This is a genomic window from Haloarcula japonica DSM 6131 (genome assembly GCF_000336635.1).
GTDB classification, from domain to species: domain Archaea; phylum Halobacteriota; class Halobacteria; order Halobacteriales; family Haloarculaceae; genus Haloarcula; species Haloarcula japonica.
The window spans coordinates 57642-81040 of record NZ_AOLY01000006.1 but is presented as its reverse complement, the minus strand read 5'-3'; the positions used below and the strand labels follow the sequence as shown (position 1 = coordinate 81040).

The following is a 23399-nucleotide window of genomic DNA, read 5'->3' as shown; positions in this document are numbered from 1 at the left end:
TCTAGAGGATGTAAAACAGCGGGAACAGGAACAGCCAGACGATGTCGACGAAGTGCCAGTACAGGCCGAAGTACTCGATGGCCCTGTCGTCGCCCTGGTAGGCCCCGTTCCAGGCCCGGACGGTCATGTACGCACAGATGATGAGCCCGATGGTGACGTGGGCCCCGTGCAGTCCCGTCGTCAGGTAGAACGTCGACGACGCGATGTTCGTCGAGAGGTTCCACCCGTTCGGGAACGCCTCGGTGTGGATGTGGAACAGGTGTTGCCACTCCAAGCCCTTGTTGATGAGGAAGCCGACACCGAGCGCGAACGTCCCGACCAGCGCGGCGACGGTCCCGCGCTTGCTCTCGCGTTCGGCGGCGACCATCGCGATGACGACGAGGAAACTCGACGTGAGCAGCAGGTACGTGTTGATGAGGCCCGGCATCGTCACGTGCTCGGCTGGGATGAGGTCGTGGTGCCAGGCCGTCCAGCCGTATGCCACTCTGACGAAGGCGTAGGAACCGATGAAGGCCCCGAACAGGACGATGTCGCTGGCGAGGAACGTCCACATCCCGAGTTTCATCTTCTCGACGCGCTCGAAGGGCCACCGCTCGGCGATAGCCATCTCCGGCGCGTGGAACGGCTCGCGGGTCATTCCCAGCAGCGAGCCGAACGTCCCGATACCGCCGACGGTCGCCAGCGACAGGTAGAACACGCTCCCCGTCCGCACGCCCGACAGCCCGAGGAACGTGACGAACCCGGCGAGGCTGACGAGGAACGGCCAGAAGCTGGCGTGGCTGGCGTGTTCCTCGCCGCCGACCTCGTGGGCGGGCTCCATCGCGGTGGCCGTCGCCGCGGCCCTCGCCGTCACCGCGCCGCCGTCCGTCGCGGTCCCGCCGTCGGTGGCCGCGTGGCCGTGGGCCGCAGCACCGGGCGTCCCCTCGGTCCGCTCGGCCACCGTCTCGTCGTCGAGGAACTCCAGCTTGCCGGTGGCGTAGCTCGGGACGCCGGGGAAGTTCTCGAGCGCTGGCGGCGAGGAGACGGCCCACTCCGCGGAGGTGGCGTACTCCCAGGGGTTGGGGCCGACATCCTCGCCGCGCCAGAGGCTCACGAAGAGGTTGTAGAACATGATGAGGAAGCTCGCGCCCAGCACGAACCCGCCGACGGTCGCCATCGAGTGCCAGATCTGTAGCCCTTCGGGGTAGACGAACACGCGCCGGGGCGTCTCCCAGGCGAGGAACATCGGGAAGTACAGCAGATTGAACCCGAGGAAGTAGACCCCGAACTGTATCTTCCCCAGGGTCTGGTTGTACATCTTCCCGGTTATCTTCGGGTACCAGTAGTAGAGGCCGCCGAAGAGCGCCGTTGCACCAGACACCATCACGTAGTGGAAGTGCGCGACGACCCAGTAGGTCCCGCGGAACTGGTAGTCGAGTACAATCGCCCCGAGGAACACCCCGGTGATGCCGCCGATGATGAACAGGATGAGCGCACCGAGCGAGAACAGGAACGGCGTGGTGAACCGGACCCGGCCCTTCGCCATCGTGTAGATGAGCGAGAACACCATCAGGTCGAAGGGCAGGGAGATGCCGATGGTCGTCGCCATGAAGATGGTCTTGATGGGGAGGTTGATGCCGGTCAGGAACATGTGATGCATCCAGACGACGAAGCTCTGGAGCGCCACCAGCACCATCGAGATGATGAACCACTTGCGGCCGACCAGCCGCCGGCCGGTGAACGTCTGGAAGCACTCGGCCATCACGCCCAGCGCGGGGAAGAAGACGATGTACACCTCCGGGTGGCCGAAGAACCAGAACAGATGCGCCCACAGCAGCGACGCACCCGGATTGTCGGCGTCGGTGGCCATCGTTGTCCCGTCGATGGAGTACTGGAAGTAGGTCGTTCCAAGGATGTGGTCCGAAGCGAGTATCATCAGCGCCGCAAGCAGCGCCGCGAAGGCGAACAGCATCATCCAGACAGTGAGGTTGATCGACAGCGAGAAGATGGGGATGTCCCGCATCCGCAGGCCCTCGGCGCGCATGCGGTACATCGTCGTCAGGAAGTTCACCGAGCCAAGCGTCACCGCGGCGGTGAACATGATGAGCGCCAGCACGACGGAGGTCGCACCCAGTCCTTCACCGGGGATGTACGCCGGCGTGTTCAGCGGGGCGTACATCGTCCACCCGCCCGCGAAGGTGGTCCCCTGGAAGAAGGAGACGCCCATCAGGATGCCCGAAAACAGGTACAGCCAGTACGACAGCGCGTTCAACCGCGGGAAGGCGAGGTCGTCCGCGCCGATCTGGAGCGGGACGAGGTAGTTCGCGAAGCCGAAGGCGAACGGCGAGATGAACCAGAACACCATCAGCAGGCCGTGGGTGGACACCGCCTGGTTGTACCCCATCGACCCCAGCAGGTCAGCGCCGGAGGTGATGAGTTCGAGGCGGAACAGCAGGGCGAGGACGCCGCCGAAAAGCAGGAAAAACAGCGCGGTGATGAGATACAGGACGCCGATGTCCTTGTGGTTGGTCGTGAGGAACCACCGGCTGACCGACGATTTGGGCGGCAGCCCGTGTTCGTGCTCTTGACTCATGCCGGGGCACCTCCGACGGTGGCGGGGGCGATCTGGTGGTCACCGCCGCCGGTCTCGTTCGCTGCCGTCTCCGTCTCGGTGGGCCCCTCCGTCTCTGCGTACCAGTTCTCGTACTCGTCCTGTGGCATCACAATCACCTCGGTCGTCATCAGCGAGTGGCCGCTGCCACACAGTTCGTAGCACTTGGCGGTGTAGGTCCCCGTCTCGTTGGCCGTGAACCAGGCCGAGGTGTGCTGGCCCGGGACGGCGTCGGTCTTGACCCGCAACTCCGGGATACCGAAGTTGTGGAACACGTCCGTCGAAGTCACCCGTAACCTGACCACCCGATCCTGTGGCACCCGGAGCGTGTTGGTCGTGTGCCCGTTCGGGTAGATGAAGTCCCAGCCGAAGCGGTAGCCCTCCACGTCGATCTCCAGCGCTTCCTCCTGGGCTGGGTCGGGGCCCTGCTCGATGTACAGCAGCTGCGAGTACGTCCAGGCGATGAGCGACACGACGATGATGGCGCTGATGCTGAACGAGTAGAACACCTTCCGGCCGCCCGTTCCGCCGGTCGGCATCTCACCCATCTCTGGGCGCTCGACCTTGTCCGCGTAGGGGTCCTCCTCGCTCCCGTCGTCGCGGTACTTGAGCGCGTGGTACATCGTGTACGCCACGACAACCACCCCGACCGCCGTCCCCAGCAGGAGAAACACCTCGAAGATCTGGTTGAACACTGCGCTGGGTGCCCTGACGTCGCCACCGTGCAAGGGGAACACAACCGCGGTGAGTGTTACCATGATTCCTGCCATTTCCTTCATGGTTCTTCCCACCCTGTAATAGGTATTGCGGACAGAAATCTGACAGACTACCTTCTGTGGCCTAACGTGTGCGGGAACTTTTTTATCTATTGGTATGTTACAACAACCCATGGAAGACACGTCACCCGGCGTTGAGGACCCGCCTATCAACGACGACGGCCTCACAGAGGTCGAGGAGTTCGATAGTCTCGCCGGAATTCTCGCCGACGGCGTCGTCGGTGCTGCCGGCGGCCTGGTCGGGACGGCGATGATGACCGTCGTCTTCCTCATCGCGCAGTCGCTGGGCGCGTTCAGTCTCGACGACTTCGCCATCCTCACCGAACTCGTGGGCCTGACCGGCTATGTCCCGGAGGTACTGTTCGGCTTCTTCATGTTCCTCGGGGGCGGGATGTTCCCGTGGCCGCTGCTGTTTGCCTCACTGAAAGCGTACCTTCCGGGCAAATCGGACCCCATCAGCGGGGCCTTCTTCGGCGGCGCTATGTGGACTGGCTTCGTGCTCGCCTTTTACACCGGCCAGTCCGGGCTGGCGCTGGTGCTGTACGCGGTGCTGACGCTCGTCGCCCACGTCGTCTACGGGATCGGCCTCGGAGCGGTCTTCAACTACTTCTCGACGCGCCCGGACTCGATCGTCTGAGCCGGCCCGCTGTCGTGTTCGAGCGATAGAACGGTGTCGAAACTACCGTCTCTGTAGCCGATCACGATGGGACATGGGTCCGAAAAAAGCCGCTGGACGACACGAGCGACGCGCTGGCGGCAGTGGCACAGCCGACGCGAATGGGTTCGTTCCGTCCTCAGGCCTCGGCTTCCGCGTCGGCGTCGCCGTCCGCCTCCGCGTCTGCTCCGTCTTCGCCTTCGAACTCTTCGAGCGTGCTGCGCAGCTGCGGGATCGTTGCCGTGAGCTCACCGACCTGCTCGCGGGCGTCGTCGACATCGTCGATGAGGTCCGCGATAGTCTCGATCTCCTCGGCGAGGTCGTCGGCATCCTCGAAGGCGTCCGCGCGCTCGCCCATCGTGTACCACTTCTTCGCGTCGCGGAGGTGGTCCTCGGCGTCGCCCACGTCGAGCGCCGTTTTGAGCGAGTTCAGCACGCCGAGCGTGTTATCGGCTTCCACGTCCCAGACCGAATCGGCCTCGGGGAGCGCGTCGCGGGCCTTCGCGAGTGACTCCTCAACGTCCGTGCGCATTTCATTGGCCGCCTCTCCGAACAGTTCGTCGTCGTCCAGACTTGACTGACTCATATGGAACCGTTGGTGCGGTGAGGGATTAAAAGCCCGCCTGAAAGTGAAAGTGAAACCGCAGGACGTGACCGGTCGGTACTTGCTGAAACCGAAAAGCCGTTGTGGTTACTCGGCCCGGATATCCGAGCGCACCTCGGGAATCGGGTCCATGTCAGCATCGATGTCACCCAGTACGAGCATCGCGTAGTACCGCAGGAACGTCGTTAGCGGGACCTGTATGAGCGCACCGATAACGAGCAGGACCAGCAGCCCTAGTAGTCCGACAACGCCGGCCAGGACCACGCCGACGGTATTATGAAGTGCGAGATACAGCGCGGCCGCAACGAGCCCAAACGGTATCAGTACGACGATGAACGCGATAATGCCGAGAATCGCGCTGACGATACCGACACCGATCTGGAGGACGATGGAGAAAAACAGGTACGCGAGGTACTGCTTGGGCTGGCTTGTAATCGAACCCCAAAGCCGTGACCACCCGGCGAGGACGCCGTCGTTGTCCGCCGCCATCAGCGGGACGACAAACACCGTGGTGAAGCCAAAAACGATACCGTAGCTTATTGCGAGCACCGCGAACACGGCGATGAACAGTCCCGAGAGCGCGAGGACGCTCGATGCGCCGACGTTTGCGGCCTCGCCGCCGAGTACTAGGAAGAACCCGGCTGCACCGATTACGAGCGCGATTCCGAGCCAGATAATTCCGAGGACAAGCCGAAACAGGAGCAGCCGTATTCCGTCCCCGACGTGCTCGTTGAAATACCGGCGGACGTGTATCTCGCGGTCGATGAGCGCCTGGGTCAACACGAACTCCATGAAGTTACTCAGGATACCGTATGCGAGCGCTAGCAGGACGAACAGACCAAGAACGGCGAACACAAGGATCCCGGCCCCGGCGAGTAGTTCGTCCGGCACGCCGGACGGGACACCGGGTTCGGAGACTTGCATAGCAAGGTCACCCGGCAGGGACAGCGCAGTTTCAAGCGGCGCAGTCAGCTGAAAGTCGCTTCCCGGACTGCTGGGGCCGCTCGGTCCGCCGTTCCCGCCGAAATCCCCGAAGTTGCTGAACGACTGGACGTTGTTCAGCCCGACACCGCCACCACCGATGAAGAACACGACGAACGCCATCCGGAGCCATATTCCTTTCTCGAAGGGGAATAGAAACGACTTCGTCGCGTCGATTGCGTCGTCGATATCGTCGACTGCGTGGAGGGCCATATCGGAAGTCTCACAGCCCCCTCTGGTAAAATTTTCGGGGCTGTGTCAGGGATTCAGGCCGCTCTCCGGCTATTTCACTCCTGTACTTCGTCGACCTGCATCAGCGGGTAGCCGTCCTCCATCGCCATGCTCGTCTCGACCGTGACCCCCTCGTACTCGATTCGCATCTCGACGTCAATGAGCCGTCCGGTGAGTTCCGTGTAGTCCGCTCCGCCCTCAGAAATAGCGTTTTCCAGCACCTCCGTGCGAACGCTGACGGTGACCGCCTCACAGAACGGCTGGTTCTCGATAGCCTCCTCCATCGCCGCTGCGAGCGAAGCAGCGCTATCCGGGCTGATCGGCGTCCCTGCGAACTGGTGATACAGCGATCCGAACTTGACGCCCGCTTCGAAACACGCCTCCTGCGGATCTGTGGGTTCCATACAATCGGTCCGGCTGGGCAACACAAAAGCGAACCGCAAGCTACCTATTGCGTGCGACGTATCCTCTCATACGAATGGACGACCCGGTTCTGCTCACCGGCGCTGGCGGCGCTGTCGGGGCGGCCATCCTCGAAGGACTCGAGGACGCTTACGAGTGGAAACTCATGTTCCACAGCCCACCCGCCGAGGAGCCCGACCACGAGTACCTCGTCGGGGACGTGTCCAGCGAGGGCGACGTGGCCGCGGCGATGGACGGCGTCGGTGCCGTCATCCACTTGGCCGGCGATCCCCGGCCGGAAGCCCCCTGGGACTCTGTCCTCGAAAACAACATCGACGGCACCCAGAAGATGTACGAAGCCGCTGTCGACGAGGACGTCGAGAAGTTCGTTTTCGCTTCCTCGAACCACGCCGTCGGCTCCTTTGAAACGGACGAGCGCACGCCCGAGATGTATCGCCCGGACGACCAGTATCGCCTCGACGGGACGGAACTCCCCCGCCCCGGCAACCTCTACGGTGTCTCGAAAGCCACCGGCGAGGTGCTGGGCCGTTACTACCACGACGAGCACGGCCTCTCTGTCTGCAACATCCGCATCGGCAACCTCACGCGCGGCCACCCGCCTATCGACTACGAGCGCGGACAGGCGATGTGGCTCTCCTATCGGGACTGCGCCCACATCCACGACTGTGCGCTCCAGGCTGACTACGAGTACGAAATCGTCTACGGCATCTCCGACAACGACCGCAAGTACTACTCCATCGAGCGCGCCAAGGACGTACTCGGCTACGCCCCACAGGATAACTCCGCGCACTTCGACGGCGAGGATCGCGTTGCCGAGCCGGAACCGTAGGCGTCTCCCACTGCCGCTGTCGCCCGCTACCCCGAGCCGTCGAACAGTCCACGTACGTCGTCGTCTTTCTGCTGTTCTAGTTCGACGTGGTCCCGAAGCCGCTGGTAGACGACGGGCCGCTGGTCGCGCTCGCGCACGAACGAGAACACCATCCCGACGAACTGCGAGTCGCCGTCGCCTGCAAGCTCACTCCGCGCGCGATGAACAGCGTCGGCGATGACCGCCTCGTCGTACCGGCCAGCCGCCGCCAGTACCTTGGCGGCGATGGCTGTGGCATCGAAATCCAGCGCGTCGTAATCAGCGGCTTCGCCCTCATGTGTCAGCGTCGGCGGGTCCGTCGCCGCATGGTGGGGGTCAGCCGCCGTCGCCTCGAGGAACGACTGGACCTCGTCTAATGCCACGCCGTGATACGGGTCGGGCAAGCCGTCGAGGTACGTCGCCGCGCTCTCGGCTAATCCCTGCGCGCCCGACCAGTTCTCCTCGCTAGCGTGGTGGACGACCGCGGTGAACTGGATGAGGCCGTGCAGGAACCGCTCGTCGTCGCCCGAATCGAGGTCCAGCCAGTACTCCTCCCACGCATCGTGTGCTGCGTGGTAGCGACCTTCGTTGTACACTGCGATGCCGGCGCGGAGATGGTCGCGCACACGGGTGGGTTCGCCTCGCGGTCGGAAAACCACATCGGCACCCGTGTAACCGAAGCGATTTATCACCAAAACCAAAAGTTAGCGTATGCCACGATCCTGGCGTCGATGGTTGTTCGGCGCGGCCGGTGCGTCCGCCCTAACGGTCTTCGTCTGGCAGTTCTTGGTCACCGACCCCGTGCTCCTGTCGACGTTTGCCCTGACGCTGTTCGCCGCTATTGTCGGCCTCTACACGCAACGAAATGCCCTCCCGATATTCAGCAGGGGCGGTACTTGGGGTGGAGCCTTCGCCGGCGTCACCACCTACGTCGTCGTGACGCTCCAGCAGCAGCTTGCGCTCCCCGGTGGTCAAGCGTTCGTGGTGACGCTCACCGTCCTCGGCCTCGCGTCGTTTAGCCTGGCCGTCGGGAGCGCGTTGACGATAGCATCGACCGAAAACGGGACGACTAGCCGTGACGGAAACGACCGAACAGAGGTCTGAACGGTAACAGACGGTCGCCTCGCTGTCGCTCGGTGGTTTGCGTCAGCAGAAACGTCCGGACGGAGTTCCACGCGAGCGAAGCGAGCGTGGAGCACGTCCGGTCGTGAACGAAGTGAACGTCCGGACGGAGATTTGAACTCGCCGAGAAATGCTCGCTTCGCTGCGCGTTCCTCGTCTGCTCAAATCTCCGCACAGAACTTCGCCGACGCAGTCGCCTCGCTGTCGCTCGGCGGTTTGCGTCGGTAGAAACGTCCGGACGGAGATTTGAACTCCGGTCCCTGGCTCCGCAAGCCAAGAGGATAGTCCACTACCCTATCCGGACTCATATCGAGAGAGGATGGTGCACCTAAAAAGGGTGACGGTTCGCGTACCGTCACGCGGTGAGTCGACATACCTCGCTTGAGAGCGGCGACTCGCCAGCCATAGCGATGGGTTACCTACACACGACAGCGTCGACCCGACGAATATGGCAACAGCGATACGCTGCCCGGTTGCTGGACAGGCATCGAGTGATGGTGAAGACTCGACTGGCGTGATGGGGCGGTAGGCAGCGTTCGCTCCGAGGGTTTATATCCCATCCCGTGACCACCTTCGAGTCATGGACGAGATACGACCGAAATCGACCGACAGCGGCCGCTCGCTCGCCCAACGACAACGCTTAAGCGCGCCCCAGCCCAGCGTCCCATAGATAGATGGGTGCGATAGAGGACATTTACGAGGACCTAGAGACGGACGTCCCCGAGGAGGAGTTCCGCGAGGCCGTCGAGGAGAAGGTCGAGCAGATGGGTGGGCTCGCCGACGAGGAGACGGCCGCGATGCTGTTGGCCCACGAGCTCAACGAGAACGAGGTCAACGCCGTCGCCGATATCGAACCTGGGATGGACGAGGTCAAATTCCTCGCCAAAGTGATGGCCATCGGCGATCTGAAGACCTTCGAACGTGACGACGAGGACGAGGACGGCCGGGTCATCAACGTCGAGGCCGCCGACGAGAGCGGCAGCCTTAGGCTCGCCTTCTGGGACGGCCAGGCCGTCGATATCGACGAAGGGCAACTGGAGGTCGGCGATGTGCTCCGGGTCAAAGGCCGGCCGAAGGACGGCTACAACGGGCTGGAGGTGTCCGTCGACAAGGCGGAGCCTGACGAGGACGCCACAATCGACGTGGAGCCGGGCGCGGGCTCGTCCATCGACGCGCTGACGATGGGCCAGTCCGACGTGTCGCTTCGCGGACTCGTTCTGGACACCGACTCGATACGGACCTTCGACCGCGACGACGGCAGCGAGGGGCGCGTCTCGAATCTCACGCTTGGCGACGAGACGGGGCGCATCCGGGTGACGCTGTGGGACGACCGGGCCGACCGCGCCGAGGAACTCGACGCAGGGGCGGCCGTCGAAATAATCGACGGCTACGTCCGGGAGCGGGACGGCTCGCTGGAACTCCACGTCGGCGACCAGGGGGCCGTCGATGAAGTGGAAGACGACGTGGCGTTCGAGCCCGATGCCAACCCCATCTCGGAGGTCGAACTCGAAGAGACGGTCGACATCGCCGGCGTCGTCCGCTCGGCCGACCCCAAGCGGACGTTCGACCGCGACGACGGCAGCGAGGGGCAGGTCCGGAACGTCCGGATTCAGGACGCAACGGGCGACATCCGCGTGGCGCTGTGGGGCGACAAGGCAGACAAAGACATCGCGCCGGGCGATGAAGTGCTTGCGGCGGACGTCGAAATCCAGGACGGTTGGCAGGACGACAAGGAAGCGTCGGCGAGCTGGAACTCCACGATTGTCGTGCTCGACGACGGCGCAGATCTGGCGACTGGTGGCGCAGGCGGCGGAGCCGGCGCTGAGACGACCGACGCCGAACACGCCGGCCTGTCCTCCTTCGGCGACGAAACGGACGACGCTGACAGCAGCGGCGACGAGGCGGCCGCTGTCAGCGCTGGCTCCGGCGACACTTCTCCGGACGGCGGCGCACAGAGCGCTGGCCAGCAGGTAGAATTTACCGGCACCGTCGTTCAGACCGGTGATCCGGTCGTACTCGACGACGGTGAGCAGACGATGAGCGTCGAAACCGGCGAGCGCGTGCAGTTAGGGCAGGAGATAACTGTCCGTGGCGAACTCCGTGACGACCGGCTCCACGCTGAGGACGTGTTCTGAGTCGCCGAACGACGCTACGGAAACTCTTAAGACCGCAACACTCCCGGGTTTGGGTATGAGTGTCGAGCTACCGTTCGCACCGGTGGATGCGGTCATTCGGCGGAACGCGGACGGGCTCCGGGTGAGTGCCGACGCTGCGGAGGAACTGGCTCGTCGAATACAGGACCACGGCGCATCGCTTGCCGTCACGGCAGCCACGGAGGCCACTACGGACGGGCGAAAGACGCTGATGCCGGCCGACTTCGGCATTGAGCAGGTCCCGGAGAAAGACGGCCTCGAACTCCCCGTCGCGCCGGTCGACCGCATCGCACGGCTCGACATCGACGACGACTACCGCGTCGCCATGGACGCCCGCGTCGCGCTCGCGTCGCTCCTCGAAACGTACGCCGACGACACGGCCGCCGCGGCCGCCGCGTTGGCTCGTCACGCTGACCGTCGGACGATCAAGGCAGCTGACGTCGAAACGTACTTCGAACTCGAACAGTACTACTGAATGAATTTCGGCTACCGCGAGGTCTGTCTGGACCACGACACCGGCCCGCGACATCCGGAGAGTCCCGACAGACTTCGAGCGATACGACGAGCGCTCAAGGAAAACCACGGGGTCGAGTACGTCGCTGCCGACGACGCCGATGTCGACCTCGTGCGCGAGGTCCACGACACCGACTACATCGCGGAGTTCCGCGAGTTCTGCGACGATGGCGGCGGGAACTGGGATGCCGACACCGTCGCGGTCGAGGAGACGTGGGATGCCGCACTTGCCTCAGCCGGCCTCGCCGTCTGGGTGGCGGAAGCCGCGCTTGACGGGAACTCCGGCCGTGACACGCCGTTCTCTCTGGGCCGACCGCCCGGCCATCACGCTGTGGGCGACGACGCCATGGGCTTCTGTTTCATTAACAACGCGGCCGTCGCTGCACAGGCCGCCCTCGAAGCCGATGCCGAGCGCGTCGCAATCTTCGACTGGGACGTCCACCACGGAAACGGTACACAGGACATCTTCTACGACCGTTCGGACGTGTTCTACGCCTCGATTCACGAGGACGGGCTCTACCCTGGGACCGGCGACATCGAAGAGACCGGCACGGGCGACGCCGACGGCACAAATCTCAACGTGAAGTACAAGCCCGGTGCTGATACCGCTGACTACCTCGCCGCAATCGACGAGTGTATCGCGCCGGCGATGGAGGACTACGACCCCGATCTGCTGCTCATCAGTGCCGGTTTCGACGCACACGAACACGACCCAATCTCACGGATGCGCGTCTCGACAGAGGGATACGGCGCGATGACTGATCGGATGCGCTCGCTCACAGATGCCTGTGACGCCGCACTGGGGATCATTCTCGAAGGCGGGTACGGACTTGATACGCTCTCAGATTCGGTTACAACCGTTCACGAAGTCTTCGACGGCTACCAGCCGATGGAGCCAGACGACGACGTCAGCGACGACGCCCGCGATGTTCTCGACGAGCTCGCCGATCAGGGATTCGGCTCGAAGTAGCTCGCCAGATCGACGCCAAAGCCGTCGGCAAGCGCTGCGATGTCTGTGCCAACCAGTACCTCGTACCCGCTCTTCAGTGCCGACTCGATCCGCGGTCCCAGCCCAACGTCGTAGACAGCATCACTCGACAGGAAACCAGTGGCTGTGGTGAACGCCCGGGGCCGCTCAACGACGTAGCGGTCGCCGTCGATGAAGGGACCGGCCACCTCGGGGTCGTCGTCGTACTTCCCGAAGAACCCGCTCGCGTGCTCGCGGACATGTACCGGCGGCCCCTCGTGACGCTCGATAGCCGGCCGCTTGGCGACGGCGAATTCGAGCAGCAGGACGGCGTCCCGTTCCTGACTCTCGTTGGCCGGCATTTCCTCCGAACCACTGTCGTCCTCGACGAACGCGACCGACCGCAGGATCTCGAACCCGCGTCGGTCGAGTTCACTACAGAGTCCGCTGAGGGACTTCCGGAGCTGTGGCCAGAGCTGGTCGTCGACGACATCCGGGGCCGCGAAGCGGAGTGCGACCGGCGTCGTCTCTCGCCGTGACACCGCGGCCTCGACATCTGCTGCTGCGAACGGGTCCAAGTCCTCCTCGGTGAACAGCGACACCCACGGCTCGGTGAGGAGGTCCCGGGCGTAGTGCTGGAGCGTGGCGACGTTCGTTTCGGACAGCACCGCCGCGACGTTGCGCTCCGGATCCGTCGGATCGATGACGACCAGCGGGTCGTCGAACGTCTCGCTCCCGTGGTCCTCGGGGTCCAGCCGAATCGGCGGGTGCCAGTCCGAGACCGCTTCAAGGAATGCCCGGAAGTCGCCGTACTCAAGCACCAGCAGTTCCGTCAGATACCCCGAAAACCCGCGTGTTCGGAGATCGCTCCCGTAGACACCGATGCCTTTCAGGAACTGCTTCGCCACCCGGACCTCGCCCGCGCTATCATCGTCGAGTCGCTCCTGCAAATATCTGGTGTGAAACGGCGTCCGGTCCACCGCGGACTGGATCTCGGTGGCGTCCTCGACCGCATAACAGGGCACCAAGTCCACGGCGTATCCCTCACGCTCGCCGACGACGTAGGGGTGTTCGGCGTACTCTTCGCGCCCATCCGGCAGGACGTCGTGCCCAACAGCCAGTCCGTACTCCTCCAGCGTTTCGCGGTCGAGTGACGGCGGAAAACAGACGAACACATCCACGTCTCGGTCCCCAGCGGTCCACGTCCCTCGCGCCGTCGAGCCGACCTGCACCACTTCTGCCTCAACTGGGAGATCGGCGATAGCTGCTTCGGCGTCGGCCATCACCGCGTCGGCGACCCGCTGTAACTGCGCTCGTTCGTCGTCAGTGGGCGAGACCCGCGCTCGCACCGCATCGACGACGGCGTCGAACTCATCGCTCATACCGCCGCTTGCACACAAGTGCGTGAAAGCGTGTCGATGCCGACTGGAAACGAAAGCCCTAATTACCAACTCTGGCAATGACTGAATGCGTTCGCGCCGCCGTAGCTCAGTTGGTAGAGCACCTGGTTGTTACCCAGGTTGTCCCAGGTTCGAGCCCTGGCGGTGGCGTCGTTCTTTCATTCACAAACCGACGAGTGTTGCGACTCCTCACTGTCGGTTTTCGTGGCCGCTGGATGGTGAATATACAGGCAATGCTCAGAACTCTCTGTATCGGCCCGCTTGTATCTCCGAACCCCACCACTCCAACCCGACAGGCTAAAGATGCGGACTCATCAACACCATTCTGAGGGCCCTTAGCTTAGTCTGGTTAAAGCGATCGGCTCATAACCGATTGAGCGCTGGTTCAAATCCGGCAGGGCCCATTTCTGTTGTCTCACAGTCGCCTATAAGATGGCCATCCGCTGAACCGAACAGCCCCATCGCTTCGGACCACTCTAGGTCACCGTCCACTACTCACTCGTCGACAACGACGACCTTGACCTGCTGGACGCCGCCAATCGCCCGGAGACGGTTTGCCAACTCCGTGATCGTGCCGCCCGCGCCCTCGACGACCAGCGTCTCCATACAGGTGTCGTGGGAGAGGTGGATGTGCTGGACGGAGGTGATGATGTCAGCCATTTCGTGTTGGACCGTCTGGAGTTCGTCGGCGATACCCGAGACGTGGTGGTCGTGGACAATGACAATGGTCCCATGGTGGTGTTGTTCGTCACCGGATTCCCACTCGTAGGTGGCAAAGAAGTCACGGAGCGAGTCCCGTATCGCTTCCGACCGGCTCGCGTACTCCCAGTCGTCGACGATACTGTCGAGTCGGTCGACCATCGACGACGGGAGTGTCAGGCTGATCCGGTCGAGATCCTCACTCATGTGTGTCGATAGGGACGGGCCGGCATATGGATACTCGGGCTTCGGTAATACTCACCCGCCAGCGATAATACTGTTCGATGAAAAAGTATTATTACCGCGCCGAAACCAGACCTGAGTAGCATGCACATTCCCGACGGATATATCGATCTGCCGCTCGCACTGCTGTTCGGTGCGCTTGCGGTCGTCGTTCTGGGCGTCGCTGCCAAGCGCGTCAACGGTGAGATATCCGACGCGCGCGCACCGTTGCTCGGCGTCGTGGCGGCGAGCATCTTTGCCGCACAGATGCTCGACTGGCCGATTCCGGGCGGGACCAGCGCCCACTTCGTCGGAGGCGCGTTCGCGGCGATTCTCCTTGGCCCGCATCTGGGCGCACTCTGTGTCGCGACTGTCGTCACGATTCAGGCGCTCGTCTTCGGTGACGGCGGGCTCGTGGTGCTTGGCGCGAACGTGTTCAACATGGCTGTCGTTGAGGTGTACGTCGGCTACGCGTTCTATCGCCTGCTCGTCCCCTACGGCGAGTTCCGTGCCGCCTTCGCCGCGGGGTGGCTGGGAATCACGGCTGGCGCACTGACCGCCGCACTCCAGCTCGGCCTCTCCTCGGCGTTCCAGTACCAGTTGCTGACGACGCTGTCGATAATGGGCGTCGGGCACCTCGTGCTGGGGCTGGTTGAGGGAGCCATCACCGCCTCGGTGTACCGCTACCTCGCCCGCGCTCGCCCTGACCTCCGGCCAAATGCCGCTTCGGAGGTGAGCGCGTGATGGCCCGGGAATACCCCGACTGGCTTCCGCGTGCCCTCGCCACGTTGCTGGTCCTGTCGCTGTTAGCGCCGGTGTTCGGGTGGGCGGCCGGTCAGGTCGGTTACGCCGAACCGCTGGAGAATGCTGCCGAGGCGACCGGCGCGACAGAACACGCCACCGCCGTCGGTACCGCGCTGTTCCCCGACTATGGTGTTCCCGGCCTCGGCGGTGCAACCGGGACGTTCGTATCGGCTGTCGTCGGGACAGCGCTGACGCTCCTCCTCGGGGCTGGCATCGGCCGCTTGCTCGGGGCGGATACCGACGGGCGACAGTAGTGTATGTCCGGCAGGGACCTGCTCGACCGGACCGTCGCGGCCATCGCGGCTAGCGCCCAGTGGTTCTTGCTCGCCGAAGACCTGCCGGATCGGGACGGATTCCTTCAGGCCGTCACACCGACGGTCAAGCTCGTCGGCATCGCAACGCTTGTCGCCCTGACCGTGACACAGCGGGCGTTGGCAGTCGTCAGCGCGCTCGCGCTTTTCGCCACAGTGCTCGCGGCGCTGTCGCGGGTCCCCGTCCGTACTTTTCTGGGTCGCCTGACCGGCCCGCCAGCCTTCGCGCTGGTCGTCGTCGCGCCGCAGGCTGTCCTGATGGGTGGCCCCTCAGTGGGGTCGCTCCCACTCTCGGCCGCTGGCGTCGATTACGCACTCACGTTCGCTGTCCGTGTAACTGCGTGTGTCGGCTTCCTCTCCGTCCTGCTGTTGACGACCCGTTTCGCCGACCTGCTAGCGGCGTTTCGACGGCTCCGAGCGCCGCCGATTGCCGTCTCGCTGCTCGGAATCACGTACCGCTATCTGCTCCTCTTTTTCGCCGAACTCGAACGCATGGTCCGGGCTCGACGAAGCCGAACCATCGCCGAGCCGAGCCTCCGGCGAAACTGGCGCGATTCGGGGAACTTCGTGGGATCGTTTCTTGTTCGGAGCCTGGAACGCGGCGAGCGGGTCCAGCGGGCCGCTCGCGCCCGCGGCGGCACCGGCTCGACGCCGACACGGCCCCGAGAACCGCTCGGGCGGGCCGACCTCGCCTTCGGACTGGTCGTCGTACTCGCCGTCATGGTGGTGGTCGCGTGACTGCCATCGAGGCCACTGCCCTCCGCTACGCCTACCCCGACGAGACGCTGGCAGTCGACGGCGTTGACGTGTCCATCGAGCACGGCGAGCGTGTGGCATTGCTCGGCCCGAACGGGGCCGGCAAGTCGACGCTGCTAGAGTTGCTGGGTGGCTTGGTCGACCCTGATGGCGGGCAGGTACGGTACTTCGAGGAAACGACCGATGCCGACACCGTCCGCAGTCGCCTGAGCGTCCTCACGCAGAACCCCGCCGACTACCTGTTCAATCCGACCGTCCGCGAGGACCTCGCCTACGGGCCGGCACAGCTCGACTGCGACCGTGCGGAAGTCGACCGTCGCGTTGAGCGAGTCGCAGACAGACTTGCCCTCGACGGCCTCCTGTCGAAGCCGCCGTTCCGGCTCAGCGGCGGCGAACAGCGCAGGGCGGCCCTTGCCAGCGCGCTCACTGTCGACCCGGACGTGCTCCTCCTCGATGAGCCGGTGAGCAACGTCGACGCCGCGAACCGGGCGACGATTCTCGATCTGCTCGACGAACTCGCGGCCGACGGCGTCACGCTCGTCGTCTCGACGCCCGATACCGAACTCGTCCCGCACGTCGCGGACCGGGTACTGCTGCTCGACGATACCGGTACGATTGCTGCGAGGGGGACGACTCGGCGTATCCTGACCGACACCGAGTTACTGAGGGACTGTGACCTGCGCCCGCCACAGGTCGTCAGACTGTTCGAAGGCCGAGCGAAGGACGTGCCACTGACCGTCGAGGAGGCCGCCGAGCGGCTGGACGGGGCTGGCTTAGATACCATAGAGTGACGGTCTACCGTGCTGGAGTTCCGTTTTCCAGTAGTCGTCTCTCATTCCGACGCATCGAGTAGGCGGCCGTGTACGTCGATCTCGCCGTTCCGAATCCGGGTGCTGCTGATTCGCGTGCCGTCTTCCGCGACGACGAACGGCGGCGTGTGGATCTCAAGCGGGTGGAGCCCCGACTCCCGCCGCTGCTGATTGAGTTCGTAAGCGCGGCGCTGCGCCTTTGCTTCCGGGGACGCGACGAGGGCATCCACGTCCGCTCGTGTCGCGGCCGGTCCCTGTGTATCGTCTAACCGAACAATCTCATACGTGGCGGTGTATGGCTCACCCAACTGGTCCAACTCGGAAGCGAGCGCGCTTCGACGGTCATCGTACGCACCCAACTGCTCGACATGCATCGGGTCGCTCCGCGTCTCTGTGGCCAGTTCGGGACTGGTCAGACCGACGATGACGTGACCGTCGCCGCTCCCGTCGTGGCTTGCGGTCTGAAACGCTTTGTGGAGGAGCGCCCGGTGGCCGTTGTGAATCGGTGTGAAGGTTCCGCCCAGAATCGCCGTCCGATCCGCGTCTGCCATACGCGAATGTCCCACCAGCGTTATATATAACTGCTGTCCATCACACGACTCATCAGTCCCAGCTGTTTCTGTCGACAGTAACCCGGTAACACTCGCGTCAGCAGTCATTCAAGTAGTTTCGGTACGTATCGATACCAATGACCGAAATCACCCCGACACCGGGTATCCACCACGTCACGTGTATCGCGAGCGACCCACAGCAGAACATGGACTTCTGGGTCGAGACGCTCGGGCTCAGGCTCGTCAAGCGCTCGATCAATCAGGACGACCCCAGTACGTACCACTTCTTCTTCGCCGACGCCGAAGGGAACCCGGGGACGAGCATGACGTTCTTCCCGTGGGAGGACCACGCACAGGGGAAGGTCGGCTCCGGACAGGTCTCACGCACCGCGTTCCGCGTTCCCGAAGGAAGCCTCGACTACTGGGAAGACCGCTTCGATGAGTACGGCGTCGACTACGACGACCGCGTTGAACGGTTCGGTGAGACGGTTCTTCCGTTCCGTGACCCGGACGGACTGCCGGTCGAACTGGTCGAAGTCGAGGTTCCTGACGACGACCCGACTGAGCCATGGACAGAGTTCGTCCCCGAAGACGCCGCGATCCGCGGCTTCCACTCCGTGACGCTGTGGCTGGCTGACCCCGAACCGACGGAGGAACTGCTCCAGACGATGGGCCTAGAGGAAGTCGGGACCGAGCAGGCACAGGGTGACACGCCCGGCGACGAGCGGACCCGCTTCGCCGCGACGGGGTCCGTCGGGAAGTACGTCGACGTATTGCCGACTATCGAAGGCGGCCGGCAAGGCCACGGTACGGTCCATCACGTCGCCTTCCAGACGCCGACCGACGAGGACCAGCAGTCGATGCGTGAGGCCGTTCGCGGTGCGGGGCTGCGCCCCACGTCACAGATCGACCGCCACTGGTTCCGCTCGGTCTACTTCCGGGAGTTCGGCGGTGTGCTGTTCGAACTCGCCACGAGCGGCCCCGGCTACGACAGCGACGAACCGCTCGATGACCTCGGTGGCCGGCTGGTGCTGCCCGGCAAGTTCGAGGGCCGGCGGGAGGAAATCGAGGCGGGGCTCACGGACGTGACGATTCCCCGACCAGAGACGGCCGAAGCTGACGACTAACGCCGCCGAACCGACCGGTATCCGCTTTATTCTTCCTGGTAGCCTGTGAGTAAATATCAGTACCCGGAGTGTCCTGTGTCATATGTCCACAGAGGGACAGGAGTACGTTATCGCGCCATGGGGGGAGAGTGAGTGTGAGACGACCGACGTGACGGTCGACCTGCCGTCGCGGGAGCTTGCGGCTCAGCTGGAAGTCCCGACGAGCGTGCTAGACCGCATGGCAGAGCTCAGCGACGAACACGACATCCCGGTGACGGAGGCGCTCGCGGAGCGACTGGAAATCAACCGCGCGCGGGTATCGCTCTGTGCCGCAAAGTCGGTCGATGACGTGGCCGCAGTCCAGCAGCACCTCACTGACGCCCGCGAGTACCTCTCCGGTGTCGAGGCGCTCGATACGGCCGATCTCGAAGCCGATATCGAACACCTCTGGACCAACGAACTCGGCGGCGCGTAACCTCGTCGGTGAGACGAGCAGCAGAGACGAGAGTTGCTCTCTCTGCCCGTAAACGCCTAGAACGCGGTTTATTGATGCCCCAGACTAGTTGGTAACGAATTGGTGGATTGGCCGAAGCACGATACGCGAGACAGAATATTGCCCCTATAACGAGGGTTAGAATGCCCTTGTCAGGATTTTCTCTCAATTCTTTACCGTCGGCTTGGAGTTTATAGTAACTTTAATTCCCTGAGTGTTTCACCTGTGCTCGTGGAATTATAATGAACGATGATAGACGACTTTGGGTCGTAGCTGCAGTGTCGCTGCTCCTGATATTCAGCGGGAGCGGGCTCGCATGGACGGTACAGACAGACAGTGGTTCCGTAGAGGTTCGCGACGTGACGTTCTCCGGGACCAACGGAACGATGATGAGCGGGACGCTGTACATCCCCGAGGAGGCGAGCAGCGCTTCCCCGCAACCGGGGGTGTTGGCCGTCCACGGGTACATCAACTCGAAAGAAACGCAGTCGCCGTTCGCGATTGAGTACGCACGGCGTGGTTTTGTCGTGCTGGCTATCGACCAGACCGGCCACGGCTACTCGGACCCGCCGGCGTTCAAGAACGGGTACGGCGGCCCCGACAGCCTCGAATACCTCCGGTCGCTGGACTACGTCGACAACGAAAACATCGGTCTCGAAGGGCACTCGATGGGTGGCTGGACCGTCGTCACGGCGGCCGCGGCCCACCCGGACGGGTACGAATCGATGGTCATCGAAGGCTCCTCGACGGGGTCGAACCGCGCCCCCAAAGGCACTGACTCGTTCCCGCGGAACTTCGCCGTCGTGTTCAGCGAATACGACGAGTTCTCCCCGCTGATGTGGGGGACTGCGAGTGCTTCCGACGTTGAGCAGAGCGAAAAACTCCAGACGGTGTTCGGGACGGACAGCGCCGTCGAGGAGGGGCGTACTTACGGCAGCGTCGAGGACGGAACCGCACGCCGGCTGTACACCCCGGCAACGACCCATCCTGGCGACCACTTCTCGACCACAGCCATCGGCGCGTCCATCGAATGGCTCCAACTCACGCTCGACGGCGAAGACGAGATGGATCCCAGCAATCAGGTCTGGTACTGGAAATCGCTGGGGACCTTTATCGCCCTCATCGGCGGTGTGTTGTCGCTGTTCCCGGTCGGTGGGTTACTCACCGAACGGGCATCGACTGACAGGCTCCGGCGGGAGTATCCTGACGGGAAGGGGATGACCGGTGGCAAGCGGTACGCGGCGTCACTCCTCGCAGCGGCCATCCCGATTGTGACGTACTTCCCGTTACAGGACATCGCACCGTCGATCATCGGGCTCAGCTGGCTGTTCCCACAGCAGATCAACAACGGCGTAATCGTCTGGGCGCTGGGGAACACGGTCATCACGGCGGTGTTGTTCGCGGTGTGGCATTACACGAGCAACGCGGACGACCCGTCGGTGTCGCTGGCGAACTACGGCCTCGATACGGGCGACGGTGCGCGAACGGTCGGTGTCTCGGTACTGGCCGGCGTCGCTACCGTCGCCGTGTTGTACCTGCTGGAAGCCGCCGTGGCGTTCCTGTTCCAGACGGACTTCCGCATCTGGGTGTTCGCCATCAAACTCCTGTCTCCGGCGCAGTTCCGGATCAGCTTCTCGTATCTCCTGCCGCTGTTTGCCTTCTTCGTCGTTCTCGGCGCGCTCCTGCACGGCCAGCTCCGCCCTGCGGGCGAATCCCGGTCGCTTCGCCGTGCGATGGCGACGAACTGGCTCATCGTCGTCGGTGGGTTCGTCGTCCTGCTGGCGATTCAGTATATCCCGCTGCTGACCGGCCAGCCCCTGCCGCTTGGCCACCCACTGTTGACCATTCTGGCGCTGCAGTTCGTCGCCCTGCTCAGTATCGTGGCCTTCGTTAGTACCTACTTCTTCAGAAAGACGGGTCGGATCTGGGTCGGCGCGACGATCAACGCCGTCCTCGTGACGTGGGTCATCGTCGCCGGAACGGCGACACAGTTCCCCGTGTAGATCCGGCGTTTCACTCTCTTCTCGTTTCTGTCGGCCAAGTCGTGTTTCGGCGGTGACGACCCAGCCGAAACCCGGCAGTGACTCAGTCGTCGCTCATGACGCCCTCAGCGACGGCCATGTCCTCGACCGTGGGGTCGTCCTCAGATCTCCGGAGGACGAACCGCTTGCGGATCAGGTCGGCCGCGTAGATAGCCGTCCCGAGGATGATGAGCGTGTCACCGGGGAGCCGTGCCCAGAACAGCGTCTGGACGAGCGGCTGGTTGTAGAACGCCACGCTCCGGGCCGCGGCGTAGCTGCCGGTGAACGCCGCCTCCAGCTGGAGGAAGCCGACGGGCAGCACAGAGACGAACACCATCAGCGCCAGGCCGACGTTCCAGCACCAGAACGCCGCCCGGAGCCAGGAGCCGTCCCAGCGGCCGGGCTCGATGGCGAGCTGGAGCATGTAGGTGACCATCCCAAGCGCGAGGAAGCCGAAAGCCCCGAACATCGCGGCGTGGGCGTGGCCGACCGTGAGGTAGGTGCCGTGCTCGTAGTAGTTGATCAGCGGGAGGTTGATGAAGAACCCGAGCACGCCGGCCCCGACGAAGTTCCAGACACCGCTGGCGATGATGAACATGAACGGGAGCTTGTAGGGGAAGCCGCCGGTCTCGGACATCGCCCGGTACTGGCCCAGCGCCTCATAGAGGATGAACACCAGCGGAAGCAGTTCCAGCGTCGAGAACACGCTCCCGATAGGGACCCACATGTCGGGCATCCCGACCCACCAGTAGTGATGGGAGACGCCAATGACGCCCGTACTCATGACCAGCAAGGCCTGGAGCATGACCGCCTTCTCGGCGCTGCGGCGGCTGAGCAGGTTCATCGACACCAGCGTCAGGCCGATGATGGCGACGATGAAGAACTCGAAGGCCCCTTCGACCCACATGTGGACGACCCACCAGCGCCAGAACTCCGTGACGGCGATGTTGGTCTCCGGGGTGAAGAAGAACCCGGCGGTAAACAGCAGGGCAATGGAGCCGCCGGCGTAGAGGATCATGTGTGCGAGACCGAACACCGGCTCGCGGTCCAGCAGCGGCTTCAGGCCCCGAATCGACAGGACAGCCCACAGGCCGAAGCCGACGAACAGCCCGACCTGCCAGAGCTTCCCGACTTCGAGGTACTCCAGTCCTTCGTTGCCGACGATCCACCAGAGGTCACCCAAGTAACCATGCGAGCCAAGCCAGATACCGCCGAGGCCGCCGACGGTGACGACGACGATGGCTCCAAGGAGGATGTTGATGTACGTCGACTGGCGCTTGGGCTCGTGGCCGGTCAGCAGCGGCGGGAGGAACAGTCCTGCGCCGAGCCACGTCGCGGCAATCCAGAGAATGCCCAGGTCGATGTGCCAGGTCTTCGCTATGGCAAAGGGCAGTAGCTGGAGAATGTGGACGCCGAATATTTCCTCGATGCCGAAGAAGCCGGCCCGTTCGATGTAGAAGTGGGCGAGCAACCCACCGAGTAACACCTGTGCGAGGAACAACCCGGCGGCGACCGGGATGAACCGCAAGGCGGCCCGCTGGCTGGGGAAGATGCTCACATCGCCCGGTTCGGGCACCGAGAGATCACTGGCAGACGGCTCCGGGAGACTGACAGACTGGTACAGCCAGATGCCGCCACCGGCGGCTGCGACGAGGAGGACCATCGCGATGACGCTCCAGGTCATCGCCGCACCGGTCGCGTCGTTGCCGGCGGCGGGCTCGTAGGGCCAGTCGTTCGTGTAGGAGTGTTCGCCGCCCGGGCGGTCGGTGTGGGAGAACCACGCCGTCCACATCGCGAAGTCGGCGAACTGCCGGGCGTCGGCTTCGGAGTCGATCATCCCCTCGGGGACGCCCCGTTCGTGACTTCCCTCGTGGTACCGCTCGACGTACTCCTGACGGACCTGCTGGTGGGCGTATAGCTCTGCGGCGGAGTACTCGATATTCCCGCCCTCGAACTCCCCACTGAGGTCCTGTTTCACGTCGTCATCGACGGCGGCCTGTTCGGCCGTCGACAGCGATTCGTACTCGGTCCCGTAGCGCTCCTCGGCGTAGTACGTCCGCATATGCTGGGTTTTCAACTCCAGCGAGTCTGCGGTGTAGTCCGCGCCATAGTACGCGCCGTTCCCGAGGATCGAACCGTGGTTCATCAGCCCGTTCTTCTGGAACGTCTTCTTGCCCTCACGGATGTCCTCACCCGTGACGAGCGTCTCGCCGTCGGGTCCGACAACCTGCTCCGGGATGGGTGGCGCTTCCTGATACGCGATCCACGCGCCAGCCCCCATGACGATGAGGTTGAAGACGAACGCGGCGGCGATCACCTTCGCGATCGTTTTGCGTTTGAGTTCCATGTAGTTAGAACTCAAGTA

23 protein-coding genes and 3 tRNA genes are annotated in these 23399 nt (G+C 63.7%); 15 read left to right on the top strand and 11 right to left on the bottom strand.

All coding sequences use genetic code 11. The annotated features are described in order from the left end of the window. Position 1: 1 nt before the first annotated feature. Positions 2–2572, bottom strand: a complete 2571-nt coding sequence (locus C444_RS03100; protein WP_004590868.1) for a cbb3-type cytochrome c oxidase subunit I — start codon at positions 2570–2572, stop codon at positions 2–4. Then, positions 2569–3360: a cytochrome c oxidase subunit II gene (gene coxB, locus C444_RS03095; RefSeq protein ID WP_080509671.1), complete on the bottom strand. Its 792-nt coding sequence runs from the start codon at positions 3358–3360 to the stop codon at positions 2569–2571. The genes C444_RS03100 and coxB overlap by 4 nt, the downstream gene beginning before the upstream one ends. Positions 3361–3478: 118 nt before the next feature. Here coxB and C444_RS03090 point away from each other — a divergent pair, with 118 nt between their 5' ends. After that, positions 3479–4003, top strand: a complete 525-nt coding sequence (locus C444_RS03090) for a DUF6789 family protein (RefSeq protein ID WP_004590866.1) — start codon at positions 3479–3481, stop codon at positions 4001–4003. A gap of 157 nt (positions 4004–4160) precedes the next feature. Here C444_RS03090 and C444_RS03085 read toward each other — a convergent pair whose 3' ends face one another. The 3 genes from C444_RS03085 to C444_RS03075 form a co-directional block, all read right to left on the bottom strand. Further along, complete coding sequence (locus C444_RS03085; RefSeq protein ID WP_004590865.1) at positions 4161–4607, bottom strand: DUF5790 family protein; 447 nt, start codon at positions 4605–4607, stop codon at positions 4161–4163. 105 nt (positions 4608–4712) lie between these two features. After that, positions 4713–5819 carry a DUF7544 domain-containing protein gene (locus tag C444_RS03080; RefSeq protein ID WP_004590864.1) on the bottom strand — a complete coding sequence of 369 codons (1107 nt, stop codon included), beginning with the start codon at positions 5817–5819 and terminating at the stop codon, positions 4713–4715. 74 nt (positions 5820–5893) lie between these two features. Next, positions 5894–6241: a dihydroneopterin aldolase family protein gene (locus tag C444_RS03075; RefSeq protein WP_004590863.1), complete on the bottom strand. Its 348-nt coding sequence runs from the start codon at positions 6239–6241 to the stop codon at positions 5894–5896. A gap of 74 nt (positions 6242–6315) precedes the next feature. Here C444_RS03075 and azf point away from each other — a divergent pair, with 74 nt between their 5' ends. Continuing rightward, positions 6316–7089: an NAD-dependent glucose-6-phosphate dehydrogenase Azf gene (gene azf / locus C444_RS03070; RefSeq protein WP_004590862.1), complete on the top strand. Its 774-nt coding sequence runs from the start codon at positions 6316–6318 to the stop codon at positions 7087–7089. 26 nt (positions 7090–7115) lie between these two features. Here the strand turns inward: azf and C444_RS03065 are convergent, their stop codons facing one another. Then, a complete protein-coding gene (locus tag C444_RS03065; RefSeq protein ID WP_004590861.1) occupies positions 7116–7733 on the bottom strand; it encodes a DUF309 domain-containing protein in 618 nt (205 codons plus the stop codon). Positions 7734–7818: 85 nt separating this feature from the next. On the opposite strand from C444_RS03065, the gene C444_RS03060 reads away from it, so the two are divergent. Beyond that, positions 7819–8211, top strand: a complete 393-nt coding sequence (locus C444_RS03060; RefSeq protein WP_239641254.1) for a hypothetical protein — start codon at positions 7819–7821, stop codon at positions 8209–8211. A gap of 249 nt (positions 8212–8460) precedes the next feature. On the opposite strand, the gene C444_RS03055 is transcribed toward C444_RS03060, so the two are convergent. Next, a tRNA-Arg gene (locus C444_RS03055) sits at positions 8461–8533 on the bottom strand. 370 nt (positions 8534–8903) lie between these two features. On the opposite strand from C444_RS03055, the gene C444_RS03050 reads away from it, so the two are divergent. The 3 genes from C444_RS03050 to C444_RS03040 are packed head-to-tail and all read left to right on the top strand — an operon-like array spanning position 8904 to position 11865. Continuing rightward, the gene (locus tag C444_RS03050) at positions 8904–10364 is read left to right on the top strand and encodes a single-stranded DNA binding protein (protein ID WP_004590859.1); all 1461 of its coding nucleotides are present in this window, start codon (positions 8904–8906) and stop codon (positions 10362–10364) included. 55 nt (positions 10365–10419) lie between these two features. Beyond that, positions 10420–10857, top strand: a complete 438-nt coding sequence (locus tag C444_RS03045) for a histone (protein ID WP_004590858.1) — start codon at positions 10420–10422, stop codon at positions 10855–10857. Continuing rightward, positions 10858–11865: a histone deacetylase family protein gene (locus C444_RS03040; protein ID WP_004590857.1), complete on the top strand. Its 1008-nt coding sequence runs from the start codon at positions 10858–10860 to the stop codon at positions 11863–11865. It begins immediately after the preceding gene. Here the strand turns inward: C444_RS03040 and cca are convergent. After that, positions 11844–13244, bottom strand: coding sequence for a CCA tRNA nucleotidyltransferase (gene cca / locus C444_RS03035; RefSeq protein WP_004590856.1), 1401 nt, complete (start codon positions 13242–13244; stop codon positions 11844–11846). The genes C444_RS03040 and cca overlap by 22 nt on opposite strands. 95 nt (positions 13245–13339) lie before the next feature. On the opposite strand from cca, the gene C444_RS03030 reads away from it, so the two are divergent. Both C444_RS03030 and C444_RS03025 read left to right on the top strand, forming a co-directional pair. Continuing rightward, positions 13340–13412 (top strand) — tRNA-Asn (locus C444_RS03030). A gap of 179 nt (positions 13413–13591) precedes the next feature. Further along, positions 13592–13666, top strand: a tRNA-Ile gene (locus tag C444_RS03025). Positions 13667–13757: 91 nt separating this feature from the next. On the opposite strand, the gene nikR is transcribed toward C444_RS03025, so the two are convergent. Further along, positions 13758–14168 carry a nickel-responsive transcriptional regulator NikR gene (gene nikR / locus C444_RS03020; RefSeq protein ID WP_004590855.1) on the bottom strand — a complete coding sequence of 137 codons (411 nt, stop codon included), beginning with the start codon at positions 14166–14168 and terminating at the stop codon, positions 13758–13760. 120 nt (positions 14169–14288) lie between these two features. On the opposite strand from nikR, the gene C444_RS03015 reads away from it, so the two are divergent. Genes C444_RS03015 through C444_RS03000 form a run of 4 tightly spaced genes read left to right on the top strand, consistent with a single transcriptional unit; the run spans position 14289 to position 16845 of the window. Beyond that, positions 14289–14927 carry an energy-coupling factor ABC transporter permease gene (locus C444_RS03015; RefSeq protein WP_004590854.1) on the top strand — a complete coding sequence of 213 codons (639 nt, stop codon included), beginning with the start codon at positions 14289–14291 and terminating at the stop codon, positions 14925–14927. After that, entirely contained in the window at positions 14927–15241 is a 315-nt protein-coding gene (locus C444_RS03010) for a PDGLE domain-containing protein (RefSeq protein ID WP_004590853.1), read from the top strand. The genes C444_RS03015 and C444_RS03010 overlap by 1 nt, the downstream gene beginning before the upstream one ends. Positions 15242–15244: 3 nt before the next feature. Continuing rightward, positions 15245–16036, top strand: a complete 792-nt coding sequence (gene cbiQ / locus C444_RS03005; protein WP_004590852.1) for a cobalt ECF transporter T component CbiQ — start codon at positions 15245–15247, stop codon at positions 16034–16036. Continuing rightward, positions 16033–16845 (top strand): energy-coupling factor ABC transporter ATP-binding protein, encoded by an 813-nt coding sequence (locus tag C444_RS03000; RefSeq protein ID WP_004590851.1) that lies wholly within the window; start codon positions 16033–16035, stop codon positions 16843–16845. The genes cbiQ and C444_RS03000 overlap by 4 nt, the downstream gene beginning before the upstream one ends. A gap of 41 nt (positions 16846–16886) precedes the next feature. Here C444_RS03000 and C444_RS02995 read toward each other — a convergent pair whose 3' ends face one another. Then, entirely contained in the window at positions 16887–17414 is a 528-nt protein-coding gene (locus C444_RS02995) for a phosphopantetheine adenylyltransferase (RefSeq protein WP_004590850.1), read from the bottom strand. Between the two features lie 137 nt (positions 17415–17551). On the opposite strand from C444_RS02995, the gene C444_RS02990 reads away from it, so the two are divergent. The 3 genes from C444_RS02990 to C444_RS02980 all read left to right on the top strand — a co-directional run bounded on the left by C444_RS02990 (position 17552) and on the right by C444_RS02980 (position 21016). Continuing rightward, on the top strand, positions 17552–18541 hold the full coding sequence (locus tag C444_RS02990; RefSeq protein ID WP_004590849.1) for a ring-cleaving dioxygenase: 990 nt from the start codon (positions 17552–17554) through the stop codon (positions 18539–18541). 82 nt (positions 18542–18623) lie between these two features. Next, positions 18624–18995 (top strand): hypothetical protein, encoded by a 372-nt coding sequence (locus C444_RS02985; protein ID WP_004590848.1) that lies wholly within the window; start codon positions 18624–18626, stop codon positions 18993–18995. A gap of 260 nt (positions 18996–19255) precedes the next feature. Then, complete coding sequence (locus C444_RS02980) at positions 19256–21016, top strand: alpha/beta hydrolase (protein WP_049909060.1); 1761 nt, start codon at positions 19256–19258, stop codon at positions 21014–21016. Between the two features lie 82 nt (positions 21017–21098). On the opposite strand, the gene C444_RS02975 is transcribed toward C444_RS02980, so the two are convergent. Next, positions 21099–23381: a nitric-oxide reductase large subunit gene (locus tag C444_RS02975; RefSeq protein WP_004590846.1), complete on the bottom strand. Its 2283-nt coding sequence runs from the start codon at positions 23379–23381 to the stop codon at positions 21099–21101. Positions 23382–23399: the final 18 nt, after the last annotated feature.

Excerpts from the sequence above, each read along its gene's own strand:
- C444_RS03100 (WP_004590868.1), bottom strand. The coding sequence starts at position 2,572 with ATGAGTCAAGAGCACGAACACGGGCTGCCGCCCAAATCGTCGGTCAGC.
- cbiQ (WP_004590852.1), top strand. The coding sequence starts at position 15,245 with ATGTCCGGCAGGGACCTGCTCGACCGGACCGTCGCGGCCATCGCGGCT.
- C444_RS02975 (WP_004590846.1), bottom strand. The coding sequence starts at position 23,381 with ATGGAACTCAAACGCAAAACGATCGCGAAGGTGATCGCCGCCGCGTTC.
- C444_RS03060 (WP_239641254.1), top strand. The coding sequence starts at position 7,819 with ATGCCACGATCCTGGCGTCGATGGTTGTTCGGCGCGGCCGGTGCGTCC.
- C444_RS02990 (WP_004590849.1), top strand. The coding sequence starts at position 17,552 with ATGACCGAAATCACCCCGACACCGGGTATCCACCACGTCACGTGTATC.
- nikR (WP_004590855.1), bottom strand. The coding sequence starts at position 14,168 with ATGAGTGAGGATCTCGACCGGATCAGCCTGACACTCCCGTCGTCGATG.
- C444_RS03010 (WP_004590853.1), top strand. The coding sequence starts at position 14,927 with ATGGCCCGGGAATACCCCGACTGGCTTCCGCGTGCCCTCGCCACGTTG.
- C444_RS03050 (WP_004590859.1), top strand. The coding sequence starts at position 8,904 with ATGGGTGCGATAGAGGACATTTACGAGGACCTAGAGACGGACGTCCCC.
- C444_RS02985 (WP_004590848.1), top strand. The coding sequence starts at position 18,624 with ATGTCCACAGAGGGACAGGAGTACGTTATCGCGCCATGGGGGGAGAGT.
- cca (WP_004590856.1), bottom strand. The coding sequence starts at position 13,244 with ATGAGCGATGAGTTCGACGCCGTCGTCGATGCGGTGCGAGCGCGGGTC.
- coxB (WP_080509671.1), bottom strand. The coding sequence starts at position 3,360 with ATGGCAGGAATCATGGTAACACTCACCGCGGTTGTGTTCCCCTTGCAC.
- C444_RS03040 (WP_004590857.1), top strand. The coding sequence starts at position 10,858 with ATGAATTTCGGCTACCGCGAGGTCTGTCTGGACCACGACACCGGCCCG.
- C444_RS03080 (WP_004590864.1), bottom strand. The coding sequence starts at position 5,819 with ATGGCCCTCCACGCAGTCGACGATATCGACGACGCAATCGACGCGACG.
- C444_RS03045 (WP_004590858.1), top strand. The coding sequence starts at position 10,420 with ATGAGTGTCGAGCTACCGTTCGCACCGGTGGATGCGGTCATTCGGCGG.
- azf (WP_004590862.1), top strand. The coding sequence starts at position 6,316 with ATGGACGACCCGGTTCTGCTCACCGGCGCTGGCGGCGCTGTCGGGGCG.
- C444_RS02995 (WP_004590850.1), bottom strand. The coding sequence starts at position 17,414 with ATGGCAGACGCGGATCGGACGGCGATTCTGGGCGGAACCTTCACACCG.
- C444_RS03075 (WP_004590863.1), bottom strand. The coding sequence starts at position 6,241 with ATGGAACCCACAGATCCGCAGGAGGCGTGTTTCGAAGCGGGCGTCAAG.
- C444_RS03015 (WP_004590854.1), top strand. The coding sequence starts at position 14,289 with ATGCACATTCCCGACGGATATATCGATCTGCCGCTCGCACTGCTGTTC.
- C444_RS03090 (WP_004590866.1), top strand. The coding sequence starts at position 3,479 with ATGGAAGACACGTCACCCGGCGTTGAGGACCCGCCTATCAACGACGAC.
- C444_RS02980 (WP_049909060.1), top strand. The coding sequence starts at position 19,256 with ATGAACGATGATAGACGACTTTGGGTCGTAGCTGCAGTGTCGCTGCTC.
- C444_RS03085 (WP_004590865.1), bottom strand. The coding sequence starts at position 4,607 with ATGAGTCAGTCAAGTCTGGACGACGACGAACTGTTCGGAGAGGCGGCC.